18 protein-coding genes and 3 pseudogenes are annotated in these 18,331 nt (G+C 69.0%); 8 read left to right on the top strand and 13 right to left on the bottom strand.

Annotated features, from left to right (window positions below):
- Nucleotides 1-329: 329 nt before the first annotated feature.
- Nucleotides 330-761: a TetR/AcrR family transcriptional regulator gene (locus tag ACFYMM_RS35010; RefSeq protein ID WP_388394297.1), complete on the bottom strand. Its 432-nt coding sequence runs from the start codon at nucleotides 759-761 to the stop codon at nucleotides 330-332.
- Between the two features lie 328 nt (nucleotides 762-1,089).
- Here ACFYMM_RS35010 and ACFYMM_RS35005 point away from each other — a divergent pair, with 328 nt between their 5' ends.
- Both ACFYMM_RS35005 and ACFYMM_RS35000 read left to right on the top strand, forming a co-directional pair.
- On the top strand, nucleotides 1,090-1,677 hold the full coding sequence (locus ACFYMM_RS35005; protein ID WP_388394295.1) for a hypothetical protein: 588 nt from the start codon (nucleotides 1,090-1,092) through the stop codon (nucleotides 1,675-1,677).
- A 527-nt stretch (nucleotides 1,678-2,204) separates the two neighbouring features.
- On the top strand, nucleotides 2,205-2,651 hold the full coding sequence (locus ACFYMM_RS35000) for a TIGR03618 family F420-dependent PPOX class oxidoreductase (protein ID WP_388394292.1): 447 nt from the start codon (nucleotides 2,205-2,207) through the stop codon (nucleotides 2,649-2,651).
- A 129-nt stretch (nucleotides 2,652-2,780) separates the two neighbouring features.
- Here ACFYMM_RS35000 and ACFYMM_RS34995 read toward each other — a convergent pair whose 3' ends face one another.
- Genes ACFYMM_RS34995 through ACFYMM_RS34980 form a run of 4 tightly spaced genes read right to left on the bottom strand, consistent with a single transcriptional unit; the run spans nucleotide 2,781 to nucleotide 4,945 of the window.
- A complete protein-coding gene (locus ACFYMM_RS34995; protein WP_388394359.1) occupies nucleotides 2,781-3,398 on the bottom strand; it encodes an MAB_1171c family putative transporter in 618 nt (205 codons plus the stop codon).
- Nucleotides 3,395-4,027: a hypothetical protein gene (locus ACFYMM_RS34990; RefSeq protein WP_388394290.1), complete on the bottom strand. Its 633-nt coding sequence runs from the start codon at nucleotides 4,025-4,027 to the stop codon at nucleotides 3,395-3,397. Before ACFYMM_RS34990 ends, ACFYMM_RS34995 begins: the two co-directional genes overlap by 4 nt.
- The gene (locus ACFYMM_RS34985; RefSeq protein ID WP_388394287.1) at nucleotides 4,020-4,334 is read right to left on the bottom strand and encodes a hypothetical protein; all 315 of its coding nucleotides are present in this window, start codon (nucleotides 4,332-4,334) and stop codon (nucleotides 4,020-4,022) included. Before ACFYMM_RS34985 ends, ACFYMM_RS34990 begins: the two co-directional genes overlap by 8 nt.
- Nucleotides 4,335-4,390: 56 nt before the next feature.
- On the bottom strand, nucleotides 4,391-4,945 hold the full coding sequence (locus ACFYMM_RS34980) for a phenolic acid decarboxylase (RefSeq protein WP_388394285.1): 555 nt from the start codon (nucleotides 4,943-4,945) through the stop codon (nucleotides 4,391-4,393).
- 105 nt (nucleotides 4,946-5,050) lie between these two features.
- On the opposite strand from ACFYMM_RS34980, the gene ACFYMM_RS34975 reads away from it, so the two are divergent.
- The 3 genes from ACFYMM_RS34975 (at nucleotide 5,051) to ACFYMM_RS34965 (ending at nucleotide 8,621) form a co-directional block, all read left to right on the top strand.
- Nucleotides 5,051-5,482 (top strand): MarR family winged helix-turn-helix transcriptional regulator, encoded by a 432-nt coding sequence (locus ACFYMM_RS34975; RefSeq protein WP_388394283.1) that lies wholly within the window; start codon nucleotides 5,051-5,053, stop codon nucleotides 5,480-5,482.
- Between the two features lie 816 nt (nucleotides 5,483-6,298).
- Entirely contained in the window at nucleotides 6,299-6,760 is a 462-nt protein-coding gene (locus ACFYMM_RS34970; RefSeq protein ID WP_388394281.1) for a hypothetical protein, read from the top strand.
- A 238-nt stretch (nucleotides 6,761-6,998) separates the two neighbouring features.
- Complete coding sequence (locus ACFYMM_RS34965; RefSeq protein WP_388394278.1) at nucleotides 6,999-8,621, top strand: ISL3 family transposase; 1,623 nt, start codon at nucleotides 6,999-7,001, stop codon at nucleotides 8,619-8,621.
- 8 nt (nucleotides 8,622-8,629) lie between these two features.
- Here ACFYMM_RS34965 and ACFYMM_RS34960 read toward each other — a convergent pair whose 3' ends face one another.
- Complete coding sequence (locus ACFYMM_RS34960; protein ID WP_388394276.1) at nucleotides 8,630-8,818, bottom strand: hypothetical protein; 189 nt, start codon at nucleotides 8,816-8,818, stop codon at nucleotides 8,630-8,632.
- Nucleotides 8,819-9,174: 356 nt separating this feature from the next.
- Nucleotides 9,175-9,633 carry a MarR family winged helix-turn-helix transcriptional regulator gene (locus ACFYMM_RS34955; protein WP_388394273.1) on the bottom strand — a complete coding sequence of 153 codons (459 nt, stop codon included), beginning with the start codon at nucleotides 9,631-9,633 and terminating at the stop codon, nucleotides 9,175-9,177.
- Between the two features lie 63 nt (nucleotides 9,634-9,696).
- On the opposite strand from ACFYMM_RS34955, the gene ACFYMM_RS34950 reads away from it, so the two are divergent.
- Entirely contained in the window at nucleotides 9,697-10,065 is a 369-nt protein-coding gene (locus ACFYMM_RS34950) for a VOC family protein (protein ID WP_168512773.1), read from the top strand.
- A 246-nt stretch (nucleotides 10,066-10,311) separates the two neighbouring features.
- Here the strand turns inward: ACFYMM_RS34950 and ACFYMM_RS34945 are convergent, their stop codons facing one another.
- The 5 genes and pseudogenes from ACFYMM_RS34945 to ACFYMM_RS34925 form a co-directional block, all read right to left on the bottom strand.
- Nucleotides 10,312-10,743 carry an SDR family NAD(P)-dependent oxidoreductase gene (locus ACFYMM_RS34945; RefSeq protein WP_388394270.1) on the bottom strand — a complete coding sequence of 144 codons (432 nt, stop codon included), beginning with the start codon at nucleotides 10,741-10,743 and terminating at the stop codon, nucleotides 10,312-10,314.
- Nucleotides 10,744-10,816: 73 nt separating this feature from the next.
- Nucleotides 10,817-11,906 (bottom strand): annotated as a pseudogene (locus ACFYMM_RS34940) (XdhC family protein); the annotation flags it as partial.
- 139 nt (nucleotides 11,907-12,045) lie between these two features.
- A pseudogene (locus ACFYMM_RS34935) lies at nucleotides 12,046-12,769 on the bottom strand (molybdopterin cofactor-binding domain-containing protein); the annotation flags it as partial.
- Nucleotides 12,770-12,845: 76 nt separating this feature from the next.
- Nucleotides 12,846-13,868 (bottom strand): zinc-dependent alcohol dehydrogenase family protein, encoded by a 1,023-nt coding sequence (locus tag ACFYMM_RS34930; protein WP_388394267.1) that lies wholly within the window; start codon nucleotides 13,866-13,868, stop codon nucleotides 12,846-12,848.
- 158 nt (nucleotides 13,869-14,026) lie between these two features.
- A complete protein-coding gene (locus tag ACFYMM_RS34925; protein ID WP_388394265.1) occupies nucleotides 14,027-15,268 on the bottom strand; it encodes an MFS transporter in 1,242 nt (413 codons plus the stop codon).
- A 136-nt stretch (nucleotides 15,269-15,404) separates the two neighbouring features.
- On the opposite strand from ACFYMM_RS34925, the gene ACFYMM_RS34920 reads away from it, so the two are divergent.
- Both ACFYMM_RS34920 and ACFYMM_RS34915 read left to right on the top strand, forming a co-directional pair.
- Complete coding sequence (locus ACFYMM_RS34920; protein WP_388394263.1) at nucleotides 15,405-16,313, top strand: helix-turn-helix transcriptional regulator; 909 nt, start codon at nucleotides 15,405-15,407, stop codon at nucleotides 16,311-16,313.
- A gap of 69 nt (nucleotides 16,314-16,382) precedes the next feature.
- A pseudogene (locus tag ACFYMM_RS34915) lies at nucleotides 16,383-16,682 on the top strand (SDR family NAD(P)-dependent oxidoreductase); the annotation flags it as partial.
- A 399-nt stretch (nucleotides 16,683-17,081) separates the two neighbouring features.
- Here the strand turns inward: ACFYMM_RS34915 and ACFYMM_RS34910 are convergent.
- A complete protein-coding gene (locus tag ACFYMM_RS34910; protein WP_388394357.1) occupies nucleotides 17,082-18,203 on the bottom strand; it encodes a cytochrome P450 in 1,122 nt (373 codons plus the stop codon).
- Nucleotides 18,204-18,331 lie beyond the last annotated feature (128 nt).

Here is an 18,331-nt window from a genome sequence, read left to right as displayed (position 1 = left end):
AAGACGCTCGCTCTCGTGCCGGGCCGGGCACAGGATCAGGGACCGCGCAGCAATGGCCGCGCGGTCCCTGGTCCGTGGGGGCCCGGGGCCGGTATGGCCGGTGGCCGCATAGCCATCGGAGTGGAGCCGTCTCGAAAGTGGCGTCTACGCCGCCGATGGAGACGCGGCCGTCAAGGAGAGCCTCGATGTGCTCGTAGGTGTATGCGCTGACGCGTAGCGGCCGCCTACCGATACTTCGCGAGCAAGGATGAGATCATCCTCGCCATCGCGGAAGACGCCTTCCGGCTGGTCTTCGCCCCGGCACCCCGGCCTGCCCGTACTTCGACGGGTCAGCGTTGGCGGTGGCGGATGCCGTCGAGTAGGAGGGCGACGTGCCTGCGCCAATCGCCGGTACCAGTCATGTTGGCCATGGCGCCGCGGGTGATGAGGATGAAGTCCTCGGCGTGGAAGTCTTCCCGGAGGCAGCCGGCGCGGACGGCGCGCTGCACGACGCGTTCGGTGATCGCCGAGAAGTCGGTCTTCTCGGCGGCGATGTCGTTCCAGCGCGGCTCCTCAGGGCCGAGGAGCGCGAAGCGGAACGCGGCGTCGGCCTGCGCGGACTCCAGATAGCCGTAGAGCAGCGTTTCGAACGCCGTCCAGGGGTCCTCGGTCGCGTCGGCGGTGCGGGCGAGCGTGGTCATCTCCTCGAACCGGCGGCCGATGATGGCCGCGAGGAGCGCCCGCTTGTCGGCGAAGTGCCGGTAGAGGGTGCCGACGCCCAAGCCGGCCCGCTCGCGATCTCGTCATCTGCACGGTGTCGCCCCGCCGGGCGAAGAGTTCGCCGGCGGCGTCGAGGACGGCCTCGCGGTTGCGCCGGGCGTCAGCGCGCAGCGGGCGTTCGGGTGCGGTCATGGTCGCTCCACTGTAGTTGACGATGCGTGGAAGGCACCTTTGCATTCAGAACCGGAGTTCAGGTTCATGTTGTGGAGGGTTCGATGATCGTCGTCACCACCCCGACAGGCCAGATCGGCAGTCAACTGATCCGTCGGTTGCTCGACCTCGGTCCGCGAGCAGGTCGAGACCGTCGTCGGCTCCCACGGCGATCCCGCCGTGCTTGACCAGGCCCTGCCCGGCGCCGAAGCGCTGTTCTGGCTCGTGCCGCCGAACTCGCGGGCACCGAGCGCGCAGGCGCACTACCTCCATTTCGCGCGGGCAGGCGCCGCTGCCATTGCCCGCCACGACGTCGGCCACGTCGTCGGGGTCTCCAGCGCAGGACACGGTTGGCCGGCCCCGGCCGGCGTCCTGTCGGCGGCCTTCGCGATGGACGCCGAACTGGGCGCATCCGGTGCGGCGTACCGGGCGCTGTCCATGCCCTTCTACATGGAGAACCTCCTGCGACAGCTCGATGCCATCCGTGAGCAGGGTGCGTTCTACCTGACCTGTGCGGGTGACCTGCCACTGGCGTCGATCGCGACGAAGGACATCGCCGGTACCGCCGCCGACCTCCTCACCGATCTGTCCTGGGCCGGGCAGGAGAACCTCCCGGTGTTCGGCCCCGATCGGCTGTCCCCTGACGGTATGGCCGAGGTGATCAGCCCGAACTCGGGCGTCCGGTCACCTACCGCCGTATGGGCATCGACGACTACGCCTCACTGCTCCGCTCCCAAGGCGCCGGCGGCCAGACGGTCAAGGACCTGACCGAGGCGTTCGCCGCACAGGACCACGGCATCTATGACGAGGACTGGGCGACCGCCAAACCGACACCAACGGACTTCCGGACCTGGTGCAGGCACGTCCTCAAGCCCGCCGCGGTGGCCCGCCCGTCATGATCTGAGCGAGGCCCTGGCCCGTGGAGTGCCGCGCGATGTGCCACAGCGGGGGAGGCTCGCCGATGCGTGCTACCAGCGTGTCCCTGCCGAGCTGATCAAACGGTTCCGACGAAACCGTCCACTCAACCAGGAGGCAGCAGATGAGGTCTCACCGCGCAGCGGAAAGGGGGGAGACGTGACGGTCTGCTCGACGCTTCGCCATGGGAGACCGAATTCGGAGAAGGCAAGTCCAATGGGGATCATCGCCACAGGTACGCACCCGCCCATCGAGTCATCGGGTGAGCGCGTCCTCACGCTGGGCGCCTCGCCCGGAGAATTGGCACGGCTGGGCTTTTCCAGCCGGCGGGTCCAAGGCTCCGCGACCCGCCCGCTGATCACGGTCGTTAGTCTGTCCGGATGACTGAGATCTTCGACGAGGCCGTCCGCAGCCGGCTGCAAGCCGCCAACATCTGGTACGTCGGTACCGTGTTCGCCGACGGAGCGCCGCAGGTCAGCCCGATGTGGGTGGATCTGGAAGGCGAGGGGGAGCTGACGTTCAACACCTCGGTGGGGCGGGTGAAGGAGGAGAACCTGCGCCGCGACCCCCGTGTCTACCTTTCACATGCGGACGCCGCCGATCCCTTCGACCGGGTACAGATCAGCGGAGAGGTGGTCCGCTTCATCGAGGGGGAGGAGGCACACGACCGGATGGACCGGCTGGCCCGCAAGTACCTGGGCAGCGAGCGGTTCGAGTGGGTCATGCCGGGCGAGCAGCGGGTCGCGGTGATTGTGCGCCCGGTCAAGGTGCGGCACATCGTCGGCGTGGAGCGGTTCCGGCCCGGCGGTCCGGTTCCCGCGCCCTGAGGGGTCCGCCCGGGCGCCGCCCCACCCCACCCGGATGTACGGCTCCCCCGCTCCTGAGGGGTGATCCGGCCCACGCGATCAGCGTCGGCTGCGGCCCCTGCGGCGGCAGGGCCGTTTTGACAGGCCCTCTCAGCCGCCGGCCGCCGGCCGCCGGAGCGGTGCGCTCGCGGGCGCTGGCTCAGACGTGGGCGATGACGGGTGAGGTGGCGAAGACGACACCGAGCTGCGCGAGCCAGTCGGCCTCGGCCTCCAGCAGCTGGTGGAGCGCGTCCGTGCCGGTGGCATTGGCGTCGGGGGGTGTCGGGAGGGCGCCGACGGCCGCGCGTTCGAGGCCCCTGTCAGGGACGCGGCCTCGGCGATGAGGGAGACCTGCTCTGCGGCCGGGGGAAACCGACGGGTTGCCTCGGCAAGCCAGTCGAAGGTGCGGGGATCCGTGTAGTGACGGAGGATCATACGGGCATCCTGGATCTCGATGACTCTCCTGTAGAGCGCGAAGTGCACCTGGGACGGCCCGAACTGCCCTCGCGGCGGAATGAGCCTGATCTCCGGCAGTACGGCGCGCAGTTCGCCCCATAACGGGGTGAGTGCCCGGTAGCGGCGATAGGTGCCGAACCAACCGCGCACGGCGGTGGAGATCGGTGCCCACAACGTGGTGCCGGCCCCGGCCCCGGCCGCGAGCAGCCCGATGCACAACGCGCCCAGCACGGCGGACAAGGTGTCGTCCCCGCTGTCCTGGGGGCTGGTCATCGCCTCGCGGACCATGTCGTCGACTCCTGAGGCTCCCACGCCAGGCCGGCCGGGGTGCCGAGGGTGAACAGCCACATCGCGGTGCGCAGGAGGCCGGGTCCGGCCAGGCGGGCACGCCGGGCGAGCGGGCGGACCAAGGCAGCCAGGCAGTGGCCGAGACACACGTCGTGGTCGTCATCGACGCGAGCACGCGTGATGATCGCGTCGTACCCGACGAGGTACCACCGGTGCGACGGACTGGTGACCAGATCGCCGCTGACCAGCCGCGGACGAGCGAGGAATTCCAGTGCGCGTGAGGTCAGCAGGGCCCCTCCAGCCAGGACCAGTTCACGGCAGACGGCACATCGTGGCGGCTCCGCGGCGTACAGGGCGAGAGCGAGCAGCCGGAACGCACACGCCGCGAACATGTAAAGGACGGCACCCAGGAACACCGGCAGCAGGACCAGCCGTAGGCGCGCGGCACTTTCGATGGTCAAGGGATCGGGCAGGCTCAGTTTGGCGCCCAGTGCCGCCGCCGCGAGAGAGCCGTACCGGCGAGCGGCCGCGAGGCCCTCCCAGCGGACGCGGCGGAGGTAGCAGGCGCTGAGCAGGAACATCGCGGCGACCAGGTAGAGGGCGATGTCAGTCACGGCCGTCCTGGTCCGGTGCCGGAGCGAAGAAGACGTTGAGGCCCAGGAACCGCTCGCGGTGCAGCGACGCCATACCGGCTCGGGCCACCCTGCTCATGATCAGCGAAGCCGGCAGTTCGGCCTCCCGCTCCTGTGGTTCGTCGTAGCCGGTGCGTTCGAGCACCTGTCGTACCAGTTCGGAGGACAGGTGAGGGAGGAGCGCTTGGGACGTGGCCGGAGAGAGCGGTGTGATGCCGGCGTGGTCGAACAGCAGGTGGGCGGCCCCGCGACGGCGCAGCTCCAGTGGGCAACGGGAGGGTCGTGCCATGACTCAATCCTTACCTGGAGTCGAGTCTCCACCTGACACGGGGCGGTTCAGTGCGGTCAGTTGGTGCGGTCGGACCAGCCGGCCGGGAGGTCATCAGGGGCGACGGAGATGACGGAGTCGTCGTCGGTGCCGACGTACTCGAAGAAGGTGATCTTCGCGAACTCAGGGACGACGTAGATCGGGTAAGTGGGCCCCTGGTCGCGGTAGCGGCGCATGTCGTCCAGGTGGTCGTTCTGGAAGCATACGGTCCGCTCACCGTGCTCCTCGACCCAGTGTGGGAAGAAGATCACACCGTGCAGGCGCCGCTTGGCGGGCATGACGTTGACCGCGACGGAAGTGCCGGTGGGCTCGTTCCAGGAGACCTTGAAGTTGTCATCGTCCAACTGGACGAGGTCGACCTGCTGGTCCTTGACCCAGCGACCACCGACCATTCCGGAGTGGATCCGGTAGTCGATCGTGTGGTCGTTCTTCACGTACATCTCGTACTGCCAGCCGTTGGCGTAGGTGTAGATGAAGCGATGGCCGACGATCTTGGACAGGTCCTGTGGTGGGGCGGGCTGCTCGACGGTGGCCTGGAAGGCCCCGTTACTGGTGGTGCCGTCGTTTGTCATGGGTGACCTCCTTGGGTGGTGCTCGCTGACGTGGGCTGTTCGACCATTTCAGTTTGCCACAAAACTATTTTGCAGCAAAATCATTGGTGCGAGAGACTCGGCCCCATGGACACTGCCACCGAGTTCGGCCGCCTCATCGGCCCGCTACGCCGGGCCATACTGCGCACACGGCGCACTGCCGACCTCCCCGACCTGTCCGAAGCCCAAATCGAGCTACTCCGGGCACTCGCCGAAGCCGGGCCGCTGTCACCACGCCAGGCCGCCGACAGACTGCGTCTGGCCCCCTCCACGATCAGCAACCTCGTCCGCACCATGTCCGCCGCCGGCTTGGTCGAGCGCGAACCCTCCATGACCGACCTGCGCACCGTCCACCTCACCCCCTCACCCACCGCACTGGAGATGCTCCACACCTACGACCGGACCAGCACGGCCGCCCTGCACCGCGCCCTGGCCAATCTGACCCCGAACAGCCGCGAAGCGATCGAACACGCCCTACCCGCCCTCGCTGAGCTGCTCACCGTCCTCGAGAACGACTAAGCCCGGGATCCACCGCCTCTTGGTGTGGACGGATCACGGATTCGAACGGAAAGGTGCCCTCTGGCTTGGGATGATCTCGGTTGCTGAGGCCGAATCGTTCCGCGTCGAGAGGGCATCTGACTAGTGCGGGCTTCTCATGGGCTGGGCCGGGTGCCGGTGAGTTTCGACGAGCCGAACCTTGTGCCGTGCGCCGGGTCGCTGGCTCCGGCTCATCTCGCCCAGCGGACCGGCCTGGCAGAACTGGTCGAGAGCCGTGTGCACTTGCAGGTCCACGGAGCACACGGCGGAGCGAAGGCGCTCACGGTCATCGGGTCGGTGCTGGCCGGGGGGGTGACTCGATCGACGACACCGCCGTACTGCGGGCAGGTGCGACTGGTCAGGTCTTCAACGCCACTCGCGCTCCCTCCACCGCGGGCACGTGGCTGAGGTCGTTCCGCTGGCACAACATCCGCCAGCTCGCCGTGGTCTCCCGCGAGTTCCTCAAGCGCCTGTGGGCTGCAGGCGCAGGGCCCGCTGACCTGGCCGGACCGCTGACCGTCGACCTGGACTCCACCATCGTTCCGGTCTACGGACGGGCCAAGCAGGGTGCTGCCTTCGGCTACACCAAGACCCGCGGCTATCACCCGCAACTGGTCACCTTGGCCCAGAGCCGACAGGTGTTGTTCTCCCGCCTGCGAGGGCGGAAGCGCCGGTGCGGCCCGCGGAGCGAAGTCCTTCCTGACCGAGACCGTCAGCCGAACCCGCCACGCGGGACGGTCGGCGACGGCATCCGGGCAGCTGACCGTCCGGGCGGACTCCGCGTCCTACTCCAAGGGCGTGCTGCTGACCGCCCGCAAACTGGATGTGCGCTTCTCGATCACGGTCCGTCAGGACCCGAAGATCAAGGCCGCCATCGCCGCCATCCCCGACGACGCGTGGACGCCGATCCCGTACTGGCGGTCCACCCCGGACGTCTCCGGCGCGGACGTCGCCGAGACCACCTGCACCTGCTTCGCGCACACCAAGACACCGGTCGCCGTGCGGCTGATCGTGCGCCGGGTCCGCCCCGCTCCCGGCTCCCAACCCGCTCTGTTGATGGCGGTGTCGCCCGGCTGCCGTCCTCGAGGACGCCGCTTTCCTGCACTGCTTGTTCTTCTGTTGCCATCCTGCGTTCCTACCTGCTGTCACAGCGGAGTCACAGCCCGAAACTGCCCCGCCCCATCGCGGTCGGTCCAAGCCATGCCCACTTCTCGCCTGAATCGGTTCACACAGATCGACACGAAACGAGTTGATTCGTAAGCACACAGTAACGACACCCAGTACAAGGCAAGTCCGAATCCTCCGTGGCTGTCTCAAAGTGATCTGCGTGGCCGCGACGCAGGTGCCAACTCCTGGTGGCTTTGGCGGTTTGAGTAGGGGTCTGGCACAAGTTCCGTGAGCCGGTCACGCGTTGTAGTTGTTGATCTTCTTGCGGTGGGTGCGGAAGTCGCCTTGAAATCGTTCCTCGTGTGGGTGGCACGGCCGACATTCGGTGGCCGTGAACGAGGTGTTGTCCCGGCTCCAGGAGTTGTTGTTCCCGTCGGTCCCCGGCGTCGCCGTCGTGGCCGTAGATGCGCACGGCGAGGCGATACGCGTCGAGGCCCGGTGCACGCCCACCGGGGCCGCCTGTCCCGACTGCGCTCACTGGACGGACCGGGTCCACAGCTCCTACCTGCGGTTTCCGGAAGATCTGCCTGCCGCCGGGCGACGAGCACAGCTCGCGTTGCGGGTTCGGCGGTTCTTCTGCACGGCCTCGGCTTGTGGGCGGCGGACGTTCGTGGAGCAGGTGCCGGGGCTGACCCGCCGGCACGGCCGGGTCACCGAGCGGCTACGCCAGGCGATGAGTGAGATCGGGCTGGCCCTGGCAGGCCGGGCCGGTGCCCGCCTCGCCCGGGTCATGGGCATCACAACCAGCCGCACCACGCTGCTGCGCCGGGTGATGGACCTGCCCGACCCGGCAGCGACGCAGCCCCGCGCCGTCGGCGTGGACGACTTCGCGCTCCGGCGCGGCCACGTCTACGGAACGGTCGTGATCGACGCCCAGACCCACCAGGTCCTCGACCTGCTGCCCGAGCGCGATGCCGCCACCCTCGCCCCGTGGCTCGCGGCCCATCCCGGAATCGAGGTCATCTGCCGCGACCGCGCCGGCGCCTACGCCGAGGCAGCCAGCACCGCAGCACCCCAGGCCCTCCAGGTCGCCGACCGGTTCCACCTCTGGCAGAACCTCGCTACCGCGGTCGAGAAGACCGTCGCCGACCACCGCTCCTGCCTGCGCGACCTACCGCCGCCCAGCCTGGAACCCGAGCCCGCATGGGAGACGCCGGCCGAGGCAGCACCCGGCCAGGAGGCCGAAACGGATGACCCGACCGGCAAGTTCGCTGAACGGGCCCGCGCTCACCACGCTCTCGTCCACGATCTCCTCGCCCGGGGCATGAGCCTGCGGGGCGTTGCCCACCACCTGGGCTGGGGACGGCACACCGTGCAGAGGTACGCCCGCGCCGCTCGCTGGCAGGACATGGTCAAAGGCCGCAAGCGGCAACTCCCCAGCAAACTCGACCCGTTCAAGCCCTACCTGGCCGACCGCTGGGCCGAGACCGACGGGAACGTGGCCATCCTCGGTCTCCACCGGGAGATCACCACGCGCGGTTTCCGCGGCCACTACTCCACCGTCCGCGACTGGATCCGCCGCGATCTGCCGCGACAGGAAGGCTTCACGCCCGCCCCACCACCACTGTCGATACGACAGGTGACCGGCTGGCTCACCCGGCATCCCGCCACCCTGACGGAAGAGGAGAAGCTGCGCCGCAAGGCTGTACTCGACCGCTGCCCGGAACTGGCCTCCGCCGCAGAGCTGACCAGCTCGTTCGCGGAGATGCTCACCACCCTCAGCGGCGATCGCCTGCCCGAGTGGATTACCGAGGCCGCCGACGCCGACCTGCCCGGCATCAGCAGCTTCGCCGTCGGCCTGAACAGCGATTTCGACGCGGTGACCGCGGGACTGACCACCGACTGGAACTCCGGCCCGGTCGAAGGAGCAGTCAACCGGATCAAGATGCTCAAGCGGCAGATGTTCGGCCGCGCCGGCTTCGGCCTGCTGCGTAAACGGGTCCTTCTCTCCTGAGGGTGCGGTCAGACCGCGCCCTCCACCAGTCCGAAGCCGTCCGGGAACTCCTCCAGAAACGCTCGCCGCGACGGATCAGACTCCTCGCGGGCCATGGTGGCGAGTAGGGCGAGGAACTCGTCCTGCTGCTCACGCGACAGCTTGCTCACGACGTGAGCGACGCCCTCCAGGACCTTGACGGCGTCGTCTGGATCCATTTGCTCGTCTTCACAGCCTTCGACGAACCAGAGGACATCGACCAGAGCCTCGGCCAGAGCTCGCGTCAAGGAGGGGTACGCACCAGGCATCGAGACGATCTCCCAGCAAGTCGGCAAACAGAGTCCCGTCATCTCAACACATGCCGCTGACATCACGGTCAGCAACCGGGTCACGGAACTTGTGCCAGACCCTTGAAGTGGCCCCGGTTTCCGGGGCAAGTCGGCCCCGGCTCACAGCTGGCTCATCGCAGTAGAGGGTGTAGTCGGGGTCTCTCGGTTTTCGGGGTCGCTGGCACGGTTTTCAGGCTCGGCTGCGCTCCTGTCCGAGCGCGACCGGACGTGCGCCGCGGAACGAGCTATGCACCCTCGTGGTCATCGCGCAGGGAATGGATCATGCTCTGCAGGATCCGGAACGCGTCTGACTGCTCGGCCTCAGTCAGGCCGGCCAGCATTCTGGCCTCGATGGACCGGACGGCTGTGCTCGCCTTCCCGAGGCTTTGCCGGCCGCGAGGCGTGAGCTGCGTGGGAAGCACCTTCCCGACGGGTGGCTGCGCAGGCCTGGTGACGTAGCCGTCTCGTTCCAGGGCCTGGAGCAGTACGTTCATCGTCTGCCGTGTCACGAACGCGCCCCGCGCGAGCTCGGAGTTCGACAAGCCCGGCCGCTGCGCCAGCAGTTCGAGGCAGGAGTAGTGCGTCACGCTCATCCCGAGCGGCCGCAGCACTTCCTCCATGGCCGCACGGAGGGCGCTCGACGCTTCTTTGAGCAGGTAGCCCAGCGACGTCTCCAGGTCGACGCCGACATCTTCTTGACTCATGTCAGCATTCTGACATAGCTTGAGGCGTGTCAGAATACTGACATGTAAAGAAGGAGCGTCACCATGCCCGCCACCGGCCCCGACTTCATCTCGCTCCAAGTGCGCGACCTCGACGCTTCACAGGCGTTCTACGAGCAGTACCTGGGCCTCGTCCGCTCGCCGGCCGGACCTCCGCACGCCGTCGTCTTCGAGACGAAGCCGATCGCGTTCGCACTCCGCGACGTCATTCCCGGCACGGACCTCGCATCCGTTGCTCAGCCCGGCATCGGCGCCGCGATCTGGCTCCACGCCACCGACGTCCAGGCCATCCACGATGCGCTCGTCGCCGACGGTCACACCATCGTCTCCGCACCGATCGACGGCCCCTTCGGTCGGACCTTCACGTTCGCCGACCCCGACGGCTACCAGGTCACACTCCACGACCGCGCTTGATCGGCCAGGCGCCACCAGACGATCATCAGCGGTTGCGCCCTGGGCCCGTGCGTGACCGTGCGGCTCCCAGACACAGGTTTCGGCATTGCTTCCCCAGTCCCTGGGAGCCGCGGTTGGTGGGGATGCGGTTCGGGTGAGGCAGAACCGTGGCGAGTGTGAGGACTCGGCCGCGTCGGAGCTGAGTCCGTCGACGCGGGAAGGCAGCTGCGGCGAGGACTCCTGTGTCGACCTTGGCACATCCCTGGGTCAGCTCGCCAGGTACGCGGCGAACTGCGTCTCGAGGCCCGGGTACAGCAGGGTCAGGTCGTCGTGCAGCGGGGACTTCACGTTGCGACTGAGCTCATCGACGATGGCCTCGGGCCGACCTGTCTCCAGCGCGTCCAGGGCGCTGCGGGCCACGTCGGCGGGCGGGGTCTTGGCGATGTCGATGCCGGCTTGCATGTCCGTGTCGACCGGCCCGACGTGGACGGTGACGACTTCGGCCCCCTGCGTCTTGAGCTGCTGCCTGGCGGCGTTGGTGTAGCTCCATGCGGCCGCCTTCGACGCGCTGTACGTTGCGGCCACGGGGTACGCCGCCCAGGAGACGACCGAGAGCATGTTGACGAAGGCACCGCCACCGTTGGCTGCCACGACCGGGGCGAAGGCTTGCGTCATGGCGATGAGCCCGAAGTAGTTCACCTCGAGCTCGTTGCGCGCGACGTCGAGCGGTCACAATCCGCAATGCGGGAAGAAGGTCGGATTTATAGGACCCCGGGCCGGTGGTCTGCGACAGGGGCCGGCCGCCGCCCCCGTTGGTGTGGGCGGCGATTTCGGCTGTGATGGCGACGGCGGTCTCCTCGGGTGTTCGGGCGCCCAGGTCGAGGCCGATCGGTGAGTGCAGTCGGGCTGGCTTCTCCTCTGACATGTCTGCCTCGCGCAGCAGGCGCAGACGTTCGTCGTGGGTGCGCCGGGAGCCCATTGCGCCGATGTAGCCGGCGGGAAGACCGAGGGCCATGCGCAGGAGGGGAATGTCGAACTTGGTGTCGTGAGTGAGGACGCAGACGGCCGTCCCAGCGTCCACCCCGGTGTTCTCCAGGTAGTGAGGCCAGTCGGCCACGACCTCGTCCGCGTGCGGGAAGCGTGCCGCGGTGGCGAAGATGGGGCGGGAGTCGCACACGGTGACCCGGTAGCCCAGGAAGCTTCCGGCCTGGCTGAGGGCGGCGGCGAAGTCGACGGCGCCGAAGATCAGCATGCGCGGACGGGACATGTGGGCGTGGACGAGGACGGTTAGCGGTGCGGTGCAGTCGTGGCCTGCTCCGCCGATGGTCACCTGTCCGCTGAGGCCCGTGCGCAGCAGGGCGCGGGCCTGGTCCGCCACCGCCCGTCTTGTCGTCTCGCCTGCTATGTTCCCGTAGGCGGCGTGATCATCACCGAGGATGGTCAGCGTCGCGCCGATGAGGTGGCCGGGCCCGTCCACGACCTGAACCACGGCGGCGGGCCGGTCTCCGGTGAACGCGGCGAAGGCGCCGGTCAGATGGGGATGTTCGGTGGGTGGATGTACTGGAAGAGGACATACAGTTCGCCACCGCAGGTAAGACCGACGGCGAAGGCGTCCTCGTCGGAGTAGCCGAACCGGGCGTGCTGCGGGGCTTCCCGGTCGCGGAGTACCTCTTGGCGCAGTTCGTAGTCGGCTCCTTCCACGCAGCCGCCCGAGATGCTGCCGACCACGTTGCCGTCCTCGTCGACCGCGATGGACGTCCCGGCGGGCAGCGGTGCGCTGCCGCTGACCTCGACGACGGCGGCCAGGGCGAACGGGCGGTCCGCGCGGCACCAGTGGTGCAGTGGTCGGCGATGTTCAGCATCGGGCGTCTCCCGGGCAGGCACAGGTCTGTGGGGGCGGGCTGCCGCCGCGCCGACGGGGGCGGGTAGCGGCGGCAGCCCTGGATGGCCCGGCAGTCGTAACGGGGGGAGCGGCTGCCGGGCCGGTCTCGGTGCCGGGGATCAGAGCAATGCCTCGGCGGTGATGGGTAGTTCGCGGATGCGGCGGCCGGTGGCGTTGAAGACCGCGTTGGCGATCGCCGGGGTCACGCCGACGTGGACGACCTCACCCAGCCCCTTGACGGACGCCGAGCGGGTCGGCCTCCCGGTCCTCGCCGTCCAGGTAGATGCCCTTGACCTCGGGGACATCGGCGTTGACCGGGACCAGGTAGTCGGGCAGGTTCGCGTTGACGACGCGACCGTCGCGGTGGTCGGTGAGCGTGTGGTCGAGCAGAGCGGTGCCGATGCCGCCCACGATGCCGCCGATGGCCTGGCTCTCGCCGGCGGCGGCCTCGACGATCGCTGTGCCGTCGCCGTCCAGCCGGACCCGGGCCTCGGCGTGGTTGCGCTGGGTCTCGTAGACACCGGTGGCCATGCCCATACCGATCAGCCAGTCGCCGTCCCGCCGTGAGCGCGGCCTCTGCTCCCGGCGGTGCCAGCCGAACTCCCGGGCGCCGACGGTGTAGCACTCGGGTAACCGGCGGGTGGAGAACGGCAGGTTGGTCGACTCGTCCTCACGCGGCTCGTTACCACGGCGGAGCTCGATCGGGTCAATGCCGAGCTCCTCGGCGAGTTCGTCCAGGGCTGATTAGATGACGAAGGACGCATTCGCGAAGCCGGGCCCGCGCATCCAGATGGTGTGTATGCCTTCGCATCGTTGACGCAACAGCCGTACGTGCGGGACTGACTGGGGCAGCGGGCGCCGTCGCCGTGAGCCGGGGCCCGGCCGGTTCACGGCGACGAGGCACGTGCGACGACCTGCGTCAGAGGGTGAGGAGGACCTTGGTGGCGCGGCGCTCGTCCATGGCCTTGTAGCCCTCGGGTGCCTGGTCGAGGGGCAGGGTGAGGTCGAAGACCTTGCCGGGGTCGATCTTGCGGTCCCAGATGAGCTGGATCAGGTCGGGCAGGAAGCGGCGCACGGGGGCGGGGCCGCCGAGGGTGTGGATGCCGGCGAAGAACAGCTGGATGCCGGGGATGGTGACGTCGTAGTTCACGCCGACGTAGCCGAGGTGCCCGCCGCCGCGGGTGGCGCCGATGGCCTGCATGAAGGATTCCTGGGTGCCGACGGCCTCGATGACCGAGTGCGCGCCGAGCCCGTTCGTGAGTTCCTTGATCTTCGCGACGCCCTCCTCGCCGCGTTCCTCGACGACGTCGGTGGCGCCGTAGTAGCGGGCCAGCTTCTGCCGCTCGGGGTGGCGGGACATCGCGATGATGCGTTCCGCGCCCAGCTGCTTTGCGGCGAGGACGGCCATGAGGCCGACCGCGCCGTCGCCGACGACCGCGACGGTCTTGCCGGGCCCGGCCTCGGCGGCGACGGCGGCGTACCAGCCGGTGCCGAGCACATCGGAGGCGGCCAGCAGTGAGGGAATGAGCTCGGGGTCGGGCTGGCCCGGAGTGGCGACCAGGGTGCCGTCGGCGTGCGGGATTCGGGCCTTCTCGGCCTGGGTGCCGATCGTCTGCGCGACGAACTCGGCGTGGACGCACTTGGACTGGAACCCGGCCTGGCAGATCTCGCAGGTGTTGTCGGAGATGACGAACGACCCGACGACGAAGTCGCCGACCTTGACGTTCTTGACCTCGGAGCCGACCTCCTCGACGACGCCCGCGTACTCGTGCCCCATGACCTGGTGGTCGGCGGGCTCGATGCCGCGGTACGGCCACAGGTCGGAGCCGCAGATGCAGGTCGCGGTCAGCTTCACGACCGCGTCGGTCGGCTCGATGATCTTCGGGTCGTCGCGCTCCTCCACACGGACGTCGCCGGCGGTGTGCATCACTACTCCACGCATGGTGGCATCTCCTTGCTGATTGTTCTGGCGCCGTGGGGCGCCGGTTCTTGTTCAGGAAGGCACGGGACTGCCGCGGCTTCCACTGTTTGCGGGCCCTGACCGCGCCGAGCCCGCTGGAAGGGCGTAACCCGTCCCAGGGGCGAGTCCGGCCGGTTGGTCTAGGAGGACGGGGGCGATGGGCGGCGGCGCTGGGTGAGTGCGCTGGCGATGGTGGGGATCAAGGTCAGCGCGGCGATGACGGCGCCGACCGCGGCCGGGCCCGTGGCCCCTAGGGGTGATTCGAGGGCGAATCCGGCGGCCCAGGAGCCGGCGGCGGTGCCGAGGTTGAACGCCGACACCGTCAGCGCGGAGCCCAGGGTGGGGGCGCGGCCGGCGAAACGGACGGCCAGCGCGATGAGCACCGGGTTCGCGCCGAGCCCGAACAGGCCCAGCAGGGCGACCAGCATGATCGTCGGCACGGCCTGGCCGGCCGGCAGGCAGATCGCCAGCAGGAGGACCGTCGTGACCGCGGGGGCCACGATCGTCGTTGCGTACGGGCGACGGTCCCCGAGACGGCCTCCCACGAGGAAGCCCGCCAGGGCGCCGATCCCGAAGCCGACCAGGACCAACGGCACCAGCCTGGAGGCCAGACCCGCACGGTCGGTCAGCAGCGGCGAGATGTAGGAGTACGTCGACAGCACGCCGCCGGTGGTGGTCGCACAGGCCGCGAGCGCCAGCCACAGGCGTCCCGACCGCAGAGGGGACAGTTCCGACCGCACCGAGACCGCCTCCTGGGCGGGCCCGTCGTGCGGGACGTGGCGGGCGATCAGTGCCATGGCGGCCACGGCGAGGGCCGCGAGCGCCCAAAACGGGCCGCGCCAGCCCATGACCTGCCCGGCGAAAGCGCCGAGCGGCACTCCGACGACGTTGGCGAGCATCGCGCCGGCGCCCACCACGCCCAGCGCGCGGGAACTCGCGGCCGAACCGGCCGCGCGAGCGGCCACCACGTTGGCCACCGCCCAGAACGCACCGGTCGCCAGTGCCGTCAGGAACCGGGCCGCCAGCAGCAGCGCGAAGCTGGAACCGAGAGCCGCGATGACATGACCGACAGCGAACACGGCCAAGGCGAGGATCAGCGTCCATCGCCGTGACAGTCGCAGGGTCAGCATCGCCATCAGCGGCGCGCCGACGACCATCCCGACGGCGAACACCGTGATCAGCAGCCCGGCCCGGGCCACGCTGACCTGCACATCGGTCGCGATCTCGGGCAGCAGGCCCGCGACCACGAACTCGGTCGTGCCCATCAGGAACGTGGCCAGGGCGAGTACGTACACGACGAGTGGCAGCCGGGCGGGCGGACGCTTGTGGTCACCTGCCGAAAGGTCGGCAGGGGCGTGGAGGGTTCCTCCTCGCAGGGTCATGTGCGGTCTCCGCAGGGTTTCGACATCGAGGTGCGCGATCCACGAAACCGCTCCGGCTGTGTGCGCGGCAGGCTGCGTTTATGGGGGTACAGGCTCAACCCCCCTCCGGGCGGGGTCTGGCCGTAGCGTGGAAGGCATGGAACGCCGCTCCGACAACCGTGCCGACATCCGTGATTTCCTCGCCCGCCACCGTGCCCAGCTCACCCCGGAGCAGGTCGGGCTGCCCACCAGCGGCCGTCGCCGGGTCCCCGGACTGCGCCGAGAGGAGGTCGCCGTCCTCGCCGGGGTGAGTACCGAGTGGTACACCCGGCTGGAGAAGGGGCACATCAGCGGCGTGTCCGAGGAAGTCCTCGACGCGGTGGCCCGCACCTTGCAGCTGGACGACGACGAACGCACCTACCTTTTCGACCTCGCCAAGGCCGCACAGCCCAGCCCGAACCCCCGGCGCCGCCGCAAGGCCGTCGACGTCCCGCCCCGCGTGCAGTGGCTGCTCGACTCCATGACTCTGTCCGCGGCCTTCGTCACCAACGGCCGTCTGGACATCGTGGCCACCAACGCACTCGCCCGCGCCTTGTTCGTACCTGTGTTCGACAGCCCGACCGTCGGCGCGCGTGGCCGCCCCAACTTCGCCCGGTTCTGGTTCCTCGACGACGCCTCCCACGACTTCGCCGCCGACTGGGACGGAGCCGTCAGCATCACTGCCGCACTCCTGCGCGCCGAGGCCGGCCGTTACCCCAACGACGCGGCGCTGCGCGAGCTCATCGGTGAGCTGTCCACCCTCAGCCCCGAGTTCCGCTCCCGGTGGGCCTCGCACAACGTGCGCATCCATCACGGCGGCGTCAAACGCTTCCACCATCCCGAGGCCGGGGACCTGGAACTCATCTACCAGCCCCTGGACCTGCCCATGTCCGCCCGCGAGGCGCATTCCTTGACCATCTACACCGCCGAACCCGGCTCGCCTTCCGAAGACGGCCTACGCCTGCTCGCCTCCTGGGCCGCCACCGACGCGCCACACCCGCCCAATCGGCAGTCCCCGGCCCGCTGAAAGCCGTCCAGCACAGCCATTCCCGGCAACAACGCCAGGAGCTCCTTCCGTGCAGCACATAGGACGATCATGAGCCGGGTCCTCGTCACTGGTTCCGCGGACGGCCTCGGATATGCCACGGCGGAAGCGCTGCTGTCAGCAGGGCACGACGTCGTGGTCCACGCCCGCACCCCTCAGCGGGCCAGAACCCACGCCCCACTCGTCCGCCGCGGTGCAGGCATCGTCGTCGGTGACTTCACCGACCGTGACGCCGTACGGCACATTGGCGCCGAACTGGACGCCACACCACCGCTCGACGCAGTCGTCCACAACGCCGGCGTCTGGAGCGGACCTGCGGTCATGCCGGTCAACATCATCGCCCCGTACCTGCTCACCGCGCTCCGGCGCGGGCCGCGTCGCCTGGTGTACCTGAGCAGCAGCTCGCACTTCGACGGACGGCCCTCACTGGACGGCATCGACTGGCGTGGCATGAAGCCCGGGTGCGCCCTGGTGGTCAGCGGCCCGTTCGGCGCGGTCACGGAACAGGCCTCGGGGCTCTACGCCAACGAGTTCGCCCGCCGCGGCTACGTCGCCCTCGCTTTCGACCCCGCCGCGGACCGTCGGGACCGGCTCCCGCCCCTGTGGGCCGGAGTACTGACCGCGGTGGCTCTCAGCCTCGCCTTCGGCGCCGTGCTCACTTTCTTCTCCTCCCAGATGTCCTTTGAGGCCCAGGAGGCTTTCGGCCGGGCCGTCCGCGGCGCGACATTCCAACTGCCCTCGGCTGCCGTATCAACCGTCACCCTGCTCGATGGCGAGATGGATCGGCCCCCGGAGAACGGGGCTGGGCCGGTACGGCGGCGGGTCAGTGACCAGCCTGGGGCGGTCGAGCCGGCGTACCAACCCGGTCAGCGCGATCTGGGTTTCCCGCCGGGCCAGCGGGCCCCCGAAGCACAGGTGGATGCCGCTGCCGAACCCCAGGTGCTGGTTGTCATGCCGGTCCGGGTCGAAGCGGTCAGGATCGTGGAAGCGCTTCGGATCGCGGCTACCTGAGGCCAGCATGAGCATGATCTGGGAGCCCTGGGGGATGACGGTGTCGGCGACGGTGATGTCCCTGTATGCCACCCGCCAGGGAATGATGTGCACGGGGGGTTCGTAGCGCAGCAGTTCCTCGACCAGTGGCACGACGAGGTCCGGGTCGTCGTGCAGTCGATGCAGCACCTGTGGGTGGCGCAGCAGTGTCAGCATGCCGTTGGTGATGAGGTTGACGGTGGTCTCGTGGCCGGCGATGAGGAGCAGTCTGGCGGTGGCGACGATGTCGGCGTCGGACATCCGGCCGTCGTGCCCGTCGTCGTTGGCCAGCCGTGACAGCAGGCCATCACCCGGCCGGCTGTGGCTCCGTTCCACCAGTTCGCCGAGGCGCTGGCGCAGGTCCTTGCGGGCCTGTACGCCCTTGTCCAGTTTCTCCTTCGGGTCGGTTTCGGGGTTGTAGTCGACGGAGTTCATGATGTCGTTCACCCAGCGGTGGAACGTCGGTTCGTCCTCGCGTGGCACGCCGAGCAAGTGACAGGTCACGGTTACCGGGAGCGGGAAGGCGAAATCGTCGACGACGTCGATTTGCTCCTTGCCCGCACAGTCGTCGATCAGGCTGCCGACGGTGGCGGTCAGGTCGCTTTCCATGCCGGTCACCAGGCCCGGGGTGTGTGGGGGACCGAAGTGGCGCATCGCCATGCGCCGCAGCCGATCGTGCTCGGGCGGGTCCAGGTGGATGAACGACGACGTGGCCCCTCCGTCGACTGGGGGTATCGGATGCGACAGATTGCGCAGGTCGGAGCTCAGGTGCGGGTCGTTCAGCGTGTCCGCGATCTCACGATAGGTACTGATGACGTAGCTGCCGTCCTCCTGCCGAGCCACCGGCGTCTCGCGCAGCTCGGCATACAGCGGGTACGGGTCGGCCCGGGCGGAGTAGTCGAAGATCCGTTGCAGTATGCCAGCCGTCTCGGTCTTGGTCGTCCGGTCTTCCGCCTGCCGACGCCGGTGTA

Source organism: Streptomyces sp. NPDC006739 (genome assembly GCF_042869815.1).
In the GTDB taxonomy this organism is placed as follows: Bacteria; Actinomycetota; Actinomycetes; order Streptomycetales; family Streptomycetaceae; genus Streptomyces.
The sequence above is the reverse complement of the archived record's forward strand: the minus strand, read 5'-3'. Positions and strand labels throughout refer to the sequence as shown.